This window comes from Marinobacter algicola DG893, assembly GCF_000170835.1.
GTDB classification, from domain to species: domain Bacteria; phylum Pseudomonadota; class Gammaproteobacteria; order Pseudomonadales; family Oleiphilaceae; genus Marinobacter; species Marinobacter algicola.
This window is the reverse complement of the sequence record NZ_ABCP01000025.1, coordinates 39918-54108: the sequence shown is the minus strand read 5'-3', so window position 1 is coordinate 54108 and position 14191 is coordinate 39918. Positions and strand designations below refer to the sequence as shown.

13 protein-coding genes are annotated in these 14191 nt (G+C 58.6%); 7 read left to right on the top strand and 6 right to left on the bottom strand.

Annotated features, from left to right (window positions below; translation table 11 throughout):
- Positions 1-67: 67 nt before the first annotated feature.
- From MDG893_RS14465 to MDG893_RS14445, 5 genes are all read left to right on the top strand, one after another.
- A complete protein-coding gene (locus tag MDG893_RS14465) occupies positions 68-844 on the top strand; it encodes an ABC transporter ATP-binding protein (protein ID WP_007154555.1) in 777 nt (258 codons plus the stop codon).
- A complete protein-coding gene (locus MDG893_RS14460) occupies positions 841-1563 on the top strand; it encodes an ABC transporter ATP-binding protein (protein WP_007154554.1) in 723 nt (240 codons plus the stop codon). Before MDG893_RS14465 ends, MDG893_RS14460 begins: the two co-directional genes overlap by 4 nt.
- Before the next feature lie 92 nt (positions 1564-1655).
- Positions 1656-2870 carry an ABC transporter substrate-binding protein gene (locus tag MDG893_RS14455; protein ID WP_007154553.1) on the top strand — a complete coding sequence of 405 codons (1215 nt, stop codon included), beginning with the start codon at positions 1656-1658 and terminating at the stop codon, positions 2868-2870.
- A 112-nt stretch (positions 2871-2982) separates the two neighbouring features.
- Positions 2983-3870, top strand: a complete 888-nt coding sequence (locus tag MDG893_RS14450) for a branched-chain amino acid ABC transporter permease (RefSeq protein WP_007154552.1) — start codon at positions 2983-2985, stop codon at positions 3868-3870.
- A gap of 2 nt (positions 3871-3872) precedes the next feature.
- The gene (locus tag MDG893_RS14445; protein WP_007154551.1) at positions 3873-4868 is read left to right on the top strand and encodes a branched-chain amino acid ABC transporter permease; all 996 of its coding nucleotides are present in this window, start codon (positions 3873-3875) and stop codon (positions 4866-4868) included.
- A gap of 67 nt (positions 4869-4935) precedes the next feature.
- Here MDG893_RS14445 and MDG893_RS14440 read toward each other — a convergent pair whose 3' ends face one another.
- The 6 genes from MDG893_RS14440 to MDG893_RS14415 are packed head-to-tail and all read right to left on the bottom strand — an operon-like array spanning position 4936 to position 11386.
- Positions 4936-5451, bottom strand: a complete 516-nt coding sequence (locus MDG893_RS14440; protein ID WP_007154550.1) for a hypothetical protein — start codon at positions 5449-5451, stop codon at positions 4936-4938.
- On the bottom strand, positions 5448-7409 hold the full coding sequence (locus MDG893_RS14435) for a hypothetical protein (RefSeq protein WP_007154549.1): 1962 nt from the start codon (positions 7407-7409) through the stop codon (positions 5448-5450). The genes MDG893_RS14440 and MDG893_RS14435 overlap by 4 nt, the downstream gene beginning before the upstream one ends.
- 3 nt (positions 7410-7412) lie before the next feature.
- Positions 7413-8231 (bottom strand): ABC transporter permease subunit, encoded by an 819-nt coding sequence (locus MDG893_RS14430; protein ID WP_007154548.1) that lies wholly within the window; start codon positions 8229-8231, stop codon positions 7413-7415.
- On the bottom strand, positions 8224-9123 hold the full coding sequence (locus MDG893_RS14425) for an ABC transporter permease subunit (RefSeq protein WP_007154547.1): 900 nt from the start codon (positions 9121-9123) through the stop codon (positions 8224-8226). Before MDG893_RS14425 ends, MDG893_RS14430 begins: the two co-directional genes overlap by 8 nt.
- A gap of 34 nt (positions 9124-9157) precedes the next feature.
- Positions 9158-10276 (bottom strand): polyamine ABC transporter ATP-binding protein, encoded by a 1119-nt coding sequence (gene potA, locus MDG893_RS14420; RefSeq protein ID WP_007154546.1) that lies wholly within the window; start codon positions 10274-10276, stop codon positions 9158-9160.
- Between the two features lie 3 nt (positions 10277-10279).
- Positions 10280-11386, bottom strand: coding sequence for a polyamine ABC transporter substrate-binding protein (locus MDG893_RS14415; RefSeq protein WP_007154545.1), 1107 nt, complete (start codon positions 11384-11386; stop codon positions 10280-10282).
- Between the two features lie 223 nt (positions 11387-11609).
- On the opposite strand from MDG893_RS14415, the gene MDG893_RS14410 reads away from it, so the two are divergent.
- Together MDG893_RS14410 and MDG893_RS14405 are read left to right on the top strand one after the other, a co-directional pair.
- The gene (locus MDG893_RS14410) at positions 11610-12674 is read left to right on the top strand and encodes an endonuclease/exonuclease/phosphatase family protein (protein WP_007154544.1); all 1065 of its coding nucleotides are present in this window, start codon (positions 11610-11612) and stop codon (positions 12672-12674) included.
- A 119-nt stretch (positions 12675-12793) separates the two neighbouring features.
- Entirely contained in the window at positions 12794-14158 is a 1365-nt protein-coding gene (locus MDG893_RS14405) for a glutamine synthetase family protein (RefSeq protein ID WP_007154543.1), read from the top strand.
- Positions 14159-14191: the final 33 nt, after the last annotated feature.

Sequence of the window (14191 nt, the reverse complement as noted above, 5' to 3'; positions counted from 1 at the left end):
TTACGTATACGTCAATCTAATCTGTACATAGTATAAACGCACAACAATAACAAAGGTAGAATGGCTCATGAGTGACCCGTTCGTTCTTGAAACCCAAAGCCTCGTCAAAGAGTTCAAGGGCTTTGTGGCAGTCGACGACGTTAATCTGAAGGTGCAGCGTGGCCACATACATGCCCTGATCGGCCCCAATGGTGCGGGTAAGACCACGGTATTCAACCTGCTCACCAAATTCCTGATTCCTACTCGTGGCAAGATCCTGTTCAAGGGTGAGGACATCACCTCGATGAAATCGGCGGCTATTGCCCGCAAAGGTGTGGTCCGTTCCTTCCAGATTTCTGCGGTTTTTCCCCATATGACGGCGCTTGAGAACATTCGCGTCGCTCTGCAGAGCTTTGAAGGAAACTCCTTTCGCTTCTGGAAATCCGGCGAATCCCTTAACAAACTCAATGAGCGATGCATGGAACTGCTGGACAGTGTGGGCCTGACTGAATTTGCCAACACCACCACCGTCGAACTTGCCTATGGTCGCAAGCGCGCCCTGGAACTGGCCACCACCCTGGCTATGGAGCCGGAGCTGCTGTTGCTGGATGAGCCCACTCAGGGAATGGGCAGTGAAGATGTGGAGCGGGTTGTTGAACTGGTGCGTAAGGCCGCTCACGGCCGCACGGTGCTGATGGTGGAACACAATCTTGGAGTGGTCAGCAAACTGTGCGATCAGGTCACCGTGCTGGCCCAGGGTTCGGTGTTGACCGAAGGCGACTACCAACAGGTGTCTGACGACCCCAGAGTGCGTGAAGTGTATATGGGTGGTACTGCCACCAAGAAGCAGGAGGCGGCGGAATGACTCAGGCCCACTCGAAAGATTACGAACAGCTACGAATCTCCGGGCTTCACGCGTTCTATGGCGAGTCCCACATTCTGCATGGCATTGATCTGGAGGTTCAGCGTGGGGAACTGGTCACCCTTCTGGGCCGCAACGGGGCTGGTCGCAGCACAACCCTGAAAGCGATTATGAACATGGTGGGTCGGCGTACCGGCTCGATCATGATTAACGGTGAGGAGACCATGACATGCGCGCCTCACCACATTGCAAGGTTGGGAGTAGGGTATTGCCCCGAACACCGGGGCATTTTTTCCGGGCTCAATGTCATGGAAAACCTGACACTTCCGCCGGTCGTTCGAAGTGGCGGCATGGGGTTGGAGGAAATTTTCTCCATGTTCCCCAACCTGTACGAGCGCCGTACCAGCCCCGGCACCAAGTTGTCCGGTGGTGAGCAGCAGATGCTGGCCATGGCCCGGATTCTGAGAACGGGGGCCAACATGCTGTTGCTGGATGAAATTACCGAAGGCCTGGCCCCGGTTATCGTGGAGAAACTTGGCGAAGTGTTGGTCAAGTTGAAAGAAAAAGGCCTGACCATTGTCCTGGTCGAGCAGAATTTCCATTTCGCCGCACCCCTGGCGGACCGTCACTACGTGATGGAACACGGCCAGATTGTGGAGGAGATCAGCGCCGACGAGCTTGAGGCCAAGCAGTCGATGCTGGACAAGTACCTGGGTGTGTAAGGCCCGGGGATGAAAGTGAAATAAAGAGTGCAACAAGAGCAATAAGAACGAAACCCGAAAACCAACGCAAAGACAGTAGCGGAGAAACAACAATGACAATCACCAAAAAGCTTCTGACATCAGCGATTGCATCAGCCATGTTTGTGGGTGCTGCCCAGGCTGAGATATCCGACAACACCGTTAAGATCGGTTACCTGGCCGACATGTCCGGCACCTACCGTGACCTGGCCGGCCCCAATGGCCAGACAGCCCTGGAAATGGCCATCGCGGACTTCGGTGGCACGGTCAATGGCGCCAAGATCGAAGTGGTCAGCGCCGATGACCGAAACAGCCCGGATTCCGCCTCCAGTACTGCCCGGCGCTGGGTGGAGAACGAGAACGTTGATTTGATTGCAGGCCTGGTTGCCTCTTCGGTCACCATTGCCGTCAGCAACATCCTGGAAGAAAACGACAAGCTGGGCATTGTCTCCGGTTCTGCCGCGTCCAGCATTACCAACGAGCACTGCACGCCGAACCACATCCACTACGTGTACGACACCTACCCGCTGGCCAACGGTACGGCAAGTGCGGTGGTTAAAGAAGGTGGCAAGAGCTGGTTTATCCTGACCGCTGACTACGCCTTCGGCCACGCTCTGGAAGGCGACGTAACCCGCGTGGTGGAAGAAAATGGCGGCGAAGTGATGCAGGCAGTGCGTCACCCGTTCCCGACCTCTGACTTCTCGTCCTTTATCCTGCAGGCGCAGTCCTCAGGTGCTGACGTGGTAGCCCTGGCAAACGCCGGTGCAGACACCACCAATGCTATCACCACCGCCGGTGAATTCGGCCTGACCCAGTCCGGCCAGACCCTGGCGGCGCTGCTGTTGTTCCTGACTGACGTTCACGCACTGGGTGCTCAGTCCGCCCAGGGCATTCAGCTCACCACCGGCTGGTACTGGGACATGAACGACGAAACCCGTGCCTGGTCTGACCGTTTCATGGAAAAAACCGGGGTTCGTCCCACCATGGTTCACGCCGGTATCTACTCCAGCACCATGCAGTACCTGAACGCCGTCAAGGCGACCGGATCGGATGCCGCCCAAACGGTACGCAAGCAGATGATGGATACGCCGATCAACGACATGTTTGCCAAGAACGGCTTCATTCGTGAGGACGGCCGCATGGTTCACGACATGTACCTGGCGCAAGTGAAAACGCCCGAAGAGTCCAAGAGTGAGTGGGACCTGTATGACATCGTACGCACCATCCCAGGGGACGAAGCCTATCGCCCGCTGTCTGAGAGCAAGTGCAAGCTCGTAACCCAAAACTGATGTTCTGACCGACTGGGCCGCCCCATCCATCCTGTGGTTCGGCGGGGCGGCCACTGACCTGCAGACACGCAACTTGCGAATGATCCGTTGCGCTGCTTTTGGAGTTTGTAACATGACCGAGATTCTGGGAGTCCCCGTGGCCGTGCTGTCCGGCCAACTAATGCTCGGGGTGATCAATGGTGCCTTTTACGCCCTGTTGAGTCTGGGGCTGGCGGTTATCTTCGGCCTGCTGAAAATCATTAACTTCGCCCACGGCGCCATGTACATGCTCGGTGCCATGTGTACCGTACTGATTTTTGATGCCTTTGGAGTCAACTACTGGGTAGCGCTCTTCGTCGCGCCCGTGATCGTGGGCTGTTTCGGCATTTTGCTGGAATACTTCCTGTTGCGCCGCATCGCGGGCCAGGATCACATCTACAGCCTGTTGTTGACCTTCGGGATTGCACTGATCCTTCAAGGTGTTCTGACCAATATTTATGGCGTTTCCGGCCTGCGCTATTCCATGCCGGAGATGTTCAGAGGGGGTATGAACCTCGGGTTCATGTTCCTTCCCTACTATCGTGCCTGGGTCATCGTGGCAGCCTTGCTGGTGTGCTTCGCAACCTGGTTCATGATTGAGAAAACCCGGCTTGGATCCTACCTGCGGGCAGGCACGGAAGATTCCCAGTTGATGCAGGGGTTCGGCATCAATGTGCCACTGCTGATCAGCCTCACCTACGGTTTCGGTGTCATGCTCGCCGCGTTCGCCGGTGCCCTTGCTGCACCCATTTACTCGGTGTCGCCGGTGATGGGCTCCAACATACTCATCGTGGTGTTTGCCGTGGTGGTCATCGGCGGCATGGGTTCCATCGCCGGCGCGGTGATTACCGGCCTGATGATGGGGGTCGTGGAAGGGTTCACCAAAGTGTTCTACCCGGAAGGGTCGGCAGCCGTGATCTTCCTGGTGATGGTGGTTGTTCTGTTGATTCGCCCGTCGGGCCTGTTTGGTAAGGAGGCATAGTCATGGCGAACACAACCACGCAAGCGGATATCCAGCAAAGTATTGTTCAACAGCAGAAATCCGAGCAACGCAAGAAGCAGATACTGAATCTTGTGTTGCTGGTGCTGCTCCTGCTGGCACCGGCGGTGATGTATCCCGTGTTTCTGATGAAAATCCTGTGCTTCGCCCTGTTCGCAGTGGCGTTCAACCTCCTGCTGGGTTACACCGGCCTGCTGTCATTCGGGCACGCAGCGTTCCTGGCGGCGGGTTCCTACACCACCGGTTACCTGCTCTCGAATTTCTCCGGTCTGACAACCGAAATGGGGATTATCGCGGGCACAGCCGCAGCGACGGTGTTGGGGCTGGGCTTCGGGGTTGTAGCCATACGCCGTCAGGGTATCTATTTCGCGATGATCACCCTGGCGCTGGCGCAACTGGTCTACTTCTTCTTCGTGCAGGCGCCCTTTACCGGTGGCGAGGACGGTATGCATGGCGTACCCCGCGGCCATCTGTTCGGACTCGTTGACCTCAGCAACAACTACGCCATGTACTACTTCGTGCTGGCGGTCTTCCTGGGGGGCTATCTGGTGGTGCAGCGGATTGTTGGCTCGCCCTTCGGGCAGGTGCTCAAGGCGATCAAACAGAACGAGCCACGGGCGGTGTCCCTTGGCTACAACGTGGATCGCTACAAGCTGCTCGCCTTCGTGATTTCGGCAAGCCTGGCCGGCCTGGCCGGTTCGGTGAAAACCGTGGTATTCCAGCTCGCGTCCCTCAACGACGCCCACTGGCACATGTCCGGCGAAGTCATCCTGATGACGCTTCTGGGTGGCACTGGCACGTTGCTGGGCCCGGTGGTCGGTGCCACCTTCGTGGTGAACCTGGAATATCAGCTGGCCCAGGGGCCGTTGGGAGACTGGGTGGATCCCATTCTTGGCGGTATCTTCGTGCTGACGGTGATGGCCTTCCGTTCGGGCATTGTGGGGGAAATCCAGAACTTCATGCGCAAGAACATGAGTTAGTGCCCGAACAATTTGTGGTCCTTGTGCAAAGAAGCCGCCCAATTGGGCGGCTTCTTTAATGCCGGTGTCAAAAAGCCCGTGCCGGGCTTCCGATATAGAGATACACCGACCGGCGCCATCGGTCTTCAATGTTGTGGATCGATACCACGGGCATCGCATCACCCTGATGGCTGAAGCGGGTGGCCACACCATCCGTCTGCCCATCCCGTTCCCGCGCGCCTTCCTTCAGGGTCCATTCCGGCCCAAGACAGCTTGAAACCTGCGCCACTGCCTGGGTATATCGTGTACTCGCGACTTCGGGGTCCGGTGCACCAGCTGTACACACGTAGGCGGAATCTGCATTGCCCCAGGCCCAGACTTCACAATGGCCCCTGATCAGCTCCTCTTTCGCCCGATAGATCGTCACCGATCTGTAATCCGATCCGCTTTTGCGAAACGCAGCGAATTCCGAAGAGTAGTCCGCCACGATCTCTTTCAGGGTGGCGCAGGGATTGTCCGTGCCGCTCTGCAGGGTTTCCGGTAGCGCGCAGCCACCCAGGGAAAAGGCCAGTAACGTTATTGGAAGGGTCAATCGGATTGTCATTGTTTCGGCTCCTCGCTCGCAGCCCAGCTACCATAACCCAGCTCCATCACCCGCGCCACCTCGGCCTCTGGTATGGCTGTCAGGTCACCCAACTCAAGGGTGTCGTAGTGAAACACGTAGAGGCGGGAAGTGAATTCCGCCACGGGCAGAGATGCTTCGCCGCGAATCTCACCGTTGCCGGTTGTTGAGCAGGTGATGCCCTGGCCCCAGTCCTGGCCGCTATCGTTGTTGGGGTTGAAGAAATACACCCGCATTTCATTGCTTGGGCTCAATGCGACCCGCAGAATGGTGATCGCATGGCGACCGACGAAGCGGGCGGCGCTGTCAGTCACGGCAATACCGGCAGGCTGGTGGTGAATCACCGGAATGTTGCCGTTGTAGTAGGGGTGGTAACTGGCATAGAAGTGCCGGATGAAATCATCGTAGTCCGTGATTTCCCCAGTGTGGATATCGGCCACTACCTTGAAGCCGTGGCTGACCCACCAGCCATAGAATTCCGGGTTGATCCAGCGATGAGCGTCGTCGTCCCGGTCCTCGCAGCGGCGCCACATCTCACCGTATATCCGGTCCAGGTGAGGGATCAGAATCAGTGAAACCGGGTCCACATCCACCGGGGTATCCTTGACCAGGCCTGGCTCCAGGTTCTTGGATGATACCTCCCTGCCTTCGAATCGACTCAATACCTCGTTGTCTCGGGCGGCCCAGGTCAGTACCTGGAGCAGGTAGTCCGCCTCGTTGGCGGCCCACATGGACAGCCCGATGGCGGACTGGCAACTGGGGTTGTTGCCCTGCCCAACGCCCAGTGGCTGGCCCAGCAGGTTTAGCACGCCGGCCAACAGGAACACTCTTGGTGGAACCTCATCGCCGAACGCTTCTGACAGCGCCTGCTCGGTTTCCGCCGATAATTTGAGCTTGATCTGTCGCCACAGGGCCTGAGCGACGGGTGGGGTGAACAACGAACCCCGCTCCAGCATCATGGTCAGCCCGTAGACCGCCTGACAGGTTTCCGGATGGATGGCTTCATCGATCAATGCATCCACGAGCTGGTTGTAGCAGTAGAAGTCATCCAGCCCGGTCATCGTCAGCCCCAGGGCCGTGGGGATAAGTTCTTCCTCGTCACTGGTGCGCAGGAATTTCAAGAACACTGCGTGGTAGGGCGATGCCAGCCCGGTATCGTGCATGTTGCGGGCGAACTCGCTGGCCTCCGCGGACAGCTCAACGTCGTCCATTTTGGCCAGGCGCAGCTGGTACACGTCCAGTCCGGGGTCTTCGCGGCTACCGGGCGTGGGGGCAAACAGAGCCCGTACCAGCCGGGTGGCGTCGGCGGTGCCGGTGGTCTTCAGTTCCGGGTCGTACAGACATTTGGCGATTTGCCCGATCATGTCGCAGATGCTGTCCACCTGCACGGGGCCCTGTTCCAGCAGCCGCCACACCTCAGCCACCAGGCTGTCCAGCAGGTTTTCGTAGCCCAGGTGGGAGATCAGGTATTGATACAGTCCCAGCACCAGGGTGCCGAGTTGCTTGGGGCGTTCGCGATCGGCTTCGGTGAGAGTGCCGGACAGCAGGTCCAGGTTCAGGGCCATCACCTGAGTGAGGAAGTGCCGGGCCTGCTCTGAAGAGATGCCGGGATGGAAGTAGTCACCCCGAACGACAGCCAGCAGGCGGATTTCACTGATGGCTTCAACAACGGTGGTAACGGCGCCGGCTTCGCGCAGTGAATGTTTGGCCAATGCGGGCTGCAGGATGGCGGGTTTGGCCCAGTCGCTGGTGCCGAAGATGCCCGCGGACTCAAGTGCGCGAACCCGGCGGTAAATCACGTCGAAACCACCGGGCAGGGTCATCAGTAGTCGCGCACGTTCAAGTAACCCCAGGCTGGACGCCTGCGGTGACGCGCTGCGAGCGCGGGCAAAGTCTGCCAGGGCGGCATCGAATTGCAATGAAGCCTGGGCAAGATCCAAGAGTTAACTCCTTTTTCGTTTTTCCTCGCCCCGTCGCATCAAATACCAGGCAATGAATGCAATGAGGGACACTGTCAGGATGATGAGCGTGGCCAGTGCATTGATCTTCGGTGACACTCCCAACCGCACGGATGAGAACACTACCATTGGCAGTGTAGTCGCCCCCGGGCCAGAGACAAAGCTGGCGATGACCAGGTCATCCAGCGACAGGGTGAACGCCAGTAACCAGCCGGACACCAGTGCCGGCGCAATAACCGGCAGGGTGATCACGAAGAACGTCTTCAGGGGCGTACAGCCCAGGTCCATGGCGGCTTCCTCAACGGTACGGTCCACTTCCCGCAGGCGGGCGCTCACCACAACCGCCACATAGGCGCTGCAGAAGGTGGTGTGGGCAATCCAGATGGTGGCCATGCCCCGGTCCGCCGGCCAGCCGATGGTTTGCGCCATCTGCACGAACAGCAGCAACAGTGACAGGCCGGTGATGACTTCCGGCATCACCAGCGGCGCGCTGATCATACTGGACAGCAAGGTACGCCCTCGCAAACGCTTGAACCGGGTCATTACAAAGGCGCACAGGGTGCCCAGGCACACCGCCATGCTGGCGGAGTAAAAGGCGATTTTCAGGCTCATCCACACCGCTGACAGAATCTGCTGGTCTCTGAACAGCTCACCGTACCAGTGGGTGGAAAACCCTGCCCATACGGACACCAGCCGGGAAGCGTTGAAGGAATAGACAATCAGCACCACCATCGGCAGGTAGAGGAACAGCAGGCCCAGTACCAGCATCACCTTCGAAAAACTGAACCGCGGCGATTTAACCATCCTTTTCCATCTCCCGGGTCTGGAGCCGATGGAACAGCACAATGGGAATCAGCAGCAGGGCCAGCATCACAATAGCCAGCGACGAGGCCACGGGCCAGTCGCGGTTGTTAAAGAACTCTTCCCACAGCACTTTGCCGATCATCAGTGTGTCTGGGCCGCCCAGCAGTTCCGGAATCACGAATTCACCCACCGCCGGAATGAACACCAGCATGGACCCGGCAATGATGCCTGCTTTGGACAGTGGCAAGGTAATGGTCCAGAAGGTTGTCAGGCTGCGACATCCAAGGTCTGACGCTGCTTCCAGTAGCCGCACATCCAGTTTCACCAGGTTGGTGTAGATCGGCAGCACCATGAACGGCAGGTAGGCATAAGCAATGCCCAGCACCACGGCAACATTGGTGTTCAGCATTTTCAACGGCTCGCTGATGATACCCAGCCACAGCAGCAGATTGTTCAGCAGGCCCTGGTTACCCAGGATGCCCATCCAGGCGTAAACGCGGATCAGGAATGAGGTCCAGGATGGCAGCATCACCATCAACAGCAGGACCAGTTGTATCCGCGCCGAGGCTCGTGCCATGGCATAGGCCATGGGGTAGCCGATCAGCAGGCACACCAGGGTTGAAACGAATGCGATCTTGACCGAGCCCCAGTATGCGGCGATGTAAAGGCTGTCGGACATCAGGAACAGGTAGTTGCTGAAGTTCACCACCACCGAAACGGTGTTGTCGACGAAAGAGAACACCGGTTGGTAGGGCGGAATGGCCATCACCGCTGAGGAAAAGCTGATTTTCAGCACCAGCGCGAACGGCAGCAGGAAGAACAGCAGCAACCACAGGAAGGGAATGCCGAATACCACCCGGCGGTGGAACAGCACGGCGCGTACCCGCTCCATCAGCGGGGAGCGCGTGGGTTTCCGGGCCACGATATCAGTTCCACAACAGGATGGGGCTGGAGGCTTCCCACGACACGTAGACCGTGTCGCCCCAGGTGGGCCGCTCGCCACGGCGTTCCACGTTCGCCATGGTGGCCTGAACCCGCTGACCGCTTGCCAGTTTTACATAGTAGCAACTGATATCTCCGAGATAGGCGATGTTATCGACGGTGCCACGGCTCCAGTTGGTGTCACCGGCCGGCTTCTCGCTTGAGAGGTAGACCTTCTCCGGGCGCAGCGCAACCAGTGTGGCAGTGCTCTCCGCCGGGGTGCTGACACCCCGGTCAATGAAGACCGGGGCATCCAGTGCCGCGCTCTCCAGCGTGATGCTGTCAGACTCGTCCTCTCGAATGCTGGCTTCGAAGATGTTTACAGAACCGATGAACTCCGCTGTCATGCGGCTGTTCGGGCTCTCGTAGATATCAACCGGGGAACCCACCTGGGCAATCCGTCCCTGAGCCATAATGGCAATGCGGCTGGCCATGGTCATGGCTTCTTCCTGATCGTGAGTCACCATCAGGCAGGTGGCGCCCACTTGTTCCAGGATCTCCACCAATTCCAGTTGCATCTCGGTGCGCAGCTTCTTGTCCAGCGCGCCCATGGGCTCGTCGAGCAACAGCAGTTTCGGCTGCTTGGCCAAAGAGCGGGCCAGTGCCACGCGTTGCTGCTGGCCGCCGGACAGTTGCTGGGGTTTGCGCTTGGCAAAGCTCTCCATCTTTACCAACGTCAGCATGGCTTCGACCCGGTTGCGGATCTCGTTTTTGGGTAGCTTGTCCTGCTTTAGCCCCATGGCGATGTTCTGCTCCACCGTCATATGAGGAAACAGCGCATAGGACTGGAACATCATATTGGTGGGCCGCAGATAGGGGGGCATGGCGGTTACATCCTCGCCATCCAGCAACACGCGTCCGGCGTTGGGGGCTTCAAAGCCTGCCAGCATGCGCAGCAGCGTGGACTTGCCGGAACCGGAGCCACCCAACAGGGCAAAGATCTCGCCCTTGTGGATGTCCAGGCTCACGTTGTCCACGGCCAGCGTGTCGTCAAAGCGCTTTGAAAGGCCCTGTATGCTGAGTAGCACCTCCGCTTTCGCGGGGGTGCTGTTGCCATTTTCCACCGTTTAACGACCGGACTTCACGTTGGTCCAGGTGCGGGTCATCAGACGCTGAGTGTCCTGAGGCCGGCCTTCCATGATGTACAGCTTTTTCATCACTTCGTCGGTAGGGTAGATGCTGGTATCGCCGAGGATTTCGGGCTCAACAAACTCGTTTGCCGGCTTGTTGGGATTGGCGTACCACACGTAGTTGGTCACGTCCGCGATGATCTCCGGGCGCATCAGGAAGTTCATCAGCTTGTGGGCGTTCTCCACGTTGGGAGCACCGGCCGGGATCGTCATCATGTCAAACCACAACACCGCGCCCTCTTTGGGAATGGTATAGCGAATAACGTTACCGTTGCCGGCTTCTTCGGCGCGGGCAGCGGCCTGCAGGATGTCGCCGGAATAGCCGGCGGCCACGCACAGGTCACCGTTGGCCAGGTCGGCGATGTAACGGGACGAATGGAAGTAAGTGATATTCGGGCGTGTGGCCTTGATGACCTCACCGCCTTTTTTGATGTCCTCGGCGTTGTTGCTGTTCGGGTTCAGGCCAATGTACGCCATGGCGGCGCGCACCATTTCCTCGCCAGAATCCAGCATGGCAATGCCACAGCCGCCGGCGGAGAGTTTGCCGGTGACTTCCGGATCAAACACCAGAGCCCAGGAGTCGGTCGGGGCACTGTCGCCCAGTATGTCCTGGATTCGGCCCTCGTTGTAGCCATAGCCGTTGGTACCCCACAGATACGGCAGGGAGAACTGACTGCCAGGGTCGACCTTTTCAAGATCGTCCATCAGGTCCGGGTTCAGGTTCGCCATGTTCGGCAGTTTGGTGTGGTCCAGTGCCACGAAGGCACCTGCGGAAATCTGCTTGGCCACATAGTGGTTGGAAGGCACCACAAGGTCGTAGCCGGAACGGCCGGAGAGCAACGCTGCCTCCAGGATCTCGTTGCTGTCGTAGACGTCGTAGATCACCTTGATGCCGGTTTCCGCGGTGAACTTCTCCAGCGTGTCCTCGGCAATGTAATCAGACCAGTTGTACACACGCACTTCTTCCGCTGCCATGGCAGAAGATGTACCCAATGACACAGCAATAGCGGCGGCAAGGGCCGCAGACTTACGCAACTTCAACATCGGTGGTGTCCCTCACTGAAAAGGGATGGATACAAAGCGTGCAGGACGCACGCGTTCTTGTGCAGGTCGTTCGCGCGATATTTATCACGAGAACGCAGGGTGCGCTACAGAAATTTTCGAACCACGAATCCGGTGTTGTGCCTATTTTGCTGCAGAGCAGCAGAAGTTGTGTCAATCGTTTATGGTGTCGGTACTGATACACGACTCTGTCACGGAGGTCTGATTGATCGACTATACCCTGCTGACATTGGCCATCGCCTTGCTCGCGGTGACCGTCCTCGGCAAAGTGCGCCTTCATGACTGGTGGATACGTGCCTGTGAGTTCCCCCGTGTTCAGATAGTCAGCCTGACGGTTGTGGTGGCTGTTGCGGCACTGTGGCTGGAGAGCGACGGCCTGCAAATGTGGGTGTTTGCGATCTTGGCCGTGGTGCTTGCGTTACAGCTGTATCGTATTTTGCCGTGGACACGCTTATGGCCCCTGCAGGTGCAATCAGCTGAGCCCGGCCAGGAAGACCGCTGTGTCACATTGATGATTGCCAACGTACTGACACCCAACCGCAACAGCGAGGGGCTGATTCGTCAGGTCCAAGAACACCGGCCGGATGTGTTGCTGACTCTGGAATCGGATCAGTGGTGGGGCGATCAGCTGGATGCGGCTTTTGGCGACTGGCCGACCATTATCCGCGTGCCGCTGGACAACCTCTATGGCATGCATCTGTATTCGAGGCTGCCGTTGGAAGAGGCCGAGGTGAGCTACCTGATTCAGGATGATATTCCGTCGATCCACGGCTGGCTGAGGCTGCCTTCGGGTGACCGTGTGAAGCTGCACGCCGTGCACCCGCGCCCGCCGGCGCCCAGTGAAAGTGAGGAGTCCCTTTGGCGTGATGCCGAACTGCTACTGATCGGCCAACAGATTCATAATGACGATTACCCCGCCATTGTCGCGGGTGACCTGAACGACGTGGCCTGGTCTCGCACCACGCGGCTGTTTTGCCGTGTCAGCGGCATGCTGGACCCGCGTCGAGGGCGGGGCATGTTCAACAGCTTTCACGCCGAACGCTGGTACCTGCGCTGGCCGCTGGACCATGTCTTCACCACAGAGCACTTTACGCTGGGCAGAATTGAAAGGCTCGCCCCCTTCGGTTCCGACCACTTCCCGATACTGACCACTCTGTGCTTTCGCCCCTCAAGAGCGGATGAGCACGAGGTTCCGGAAGCGGACCGGGACGAGCACCAGGAAGCCCGAGAGAACATCCGCGAAGGCAAGATTCGGGAGCAGGATGACTAGGCGCGCTGTGGTATGTCCCTATCTTGCAAATTGCCCCGGAAAGCAGGATAAAGGAGCCTTGAGAGTCCCTGTGCCGGCCCCTCGCCACAGGCCTGTTTGAGTTTTGAAAGGCTGACCTTATGGGTTCTGGTTTTGCGAGCGCTGACGCATTCCTTCAGGCACACCCCGAGCTGCAGTTTATTGACCTGCTGATCCCGGATATGAACGGCATTGTCCGCGGTAAACGCGTGGACCCGTCAACCCTTCCCAAGGTGTTTGAGCGGGGCATCGCGATGCCGGCCTCCATCTTTGCCCTGAATATCCAGGGCACCACCGTGGAAGAGACCGGCCTGGGCCTGGATATTGGCGAGGCGGATCGGATATGCCTGCCCATCGACGGCACGCTGACCATGGAACCCTGGCAGAAGCGGCCAACCGCTCAACTGCTGCTGACCATGGTTGAGCTGGATCGCGAGACACCGTTTTTTGCGGACCCGCGCGTGGTGCTGCAGAACATCGTCAAGCGGTTCGACGAACTGGGGCTGACTCCGGTTGCCGCCTATGAGTTGGAGTTCTACCTGATCGACCAGGAGAACCTGGCCGGCCGCCCCCAGCCGCCGAAATCACCCATTTCCGGCAAGCGCCCGGCGGGCACCCAGGCCTACTCCATAGATGACCTGGATGAATACGCGGAATTCCTGGCGGACGTGCTGGATGCGGCGCATGAACAGGAATTGCCGGCGGACGCCCTGGTGGCGGAATCCGCCCCTGGCCAGTTTGAGGTAAACCTGCATTACGTGGATGACGCCGTGCAGGCCTGCGATCATGCCACTCTGCTCAAGCGCCTGATCAAGAACATGGCTTACGACCATGAAATGGACACCACCTTCATGGCCAAGCCCTATCACAACCAGGCCGGCAGCGGCATGCACCTGCATGTCAGCCTGATTGATGGGCAAGGGCGCAATGTATTCGCCGGCGATGCCGAGGAACCCAACGACATGCTGCGCTGGGCTGTTGGCGGGCTGGTGGCCACCATGAACGACGCCATGGCGTTGTTCTGCCCCAACATCAACTCCTACCGCCGGTTCAGCCCGGAGTATTACGTGCCCAGTGCGGCGACCTGGGGCGTGGACAACCGCACGGCCAGCCTGCGCCTACCGGGTGGGGATCCCGAGGCGCTGAGGATTGAGCACCGCGTTGCCGGTGCTGATGCCAACCCCTACCTGCTGATGGCGGCGGTGTTGGCGGGCATTCACTACGGTATTTCCAATCGCATCGAGCCACCACCGGTGACCGTGGGCAATGCCCATGAGCAGCACGAAGCCAGTCTGGTGAACAATCTGCGGGATGCGCTGCGGGAACTCGGCCAGTCGCCGGTGATGGCGGAGTACCTGGGAAGGGAATTTCTGGATGTGTTCGTAGCCTGCAAGGAGCATGAACTGAATGAGTTCGAAATGACGATTTCGGACCTCGAGTATCTCTGGTACCTGCACACGGTTTAGTTGCTTCCCGTCATCCGATAACGGCGCCCTAGG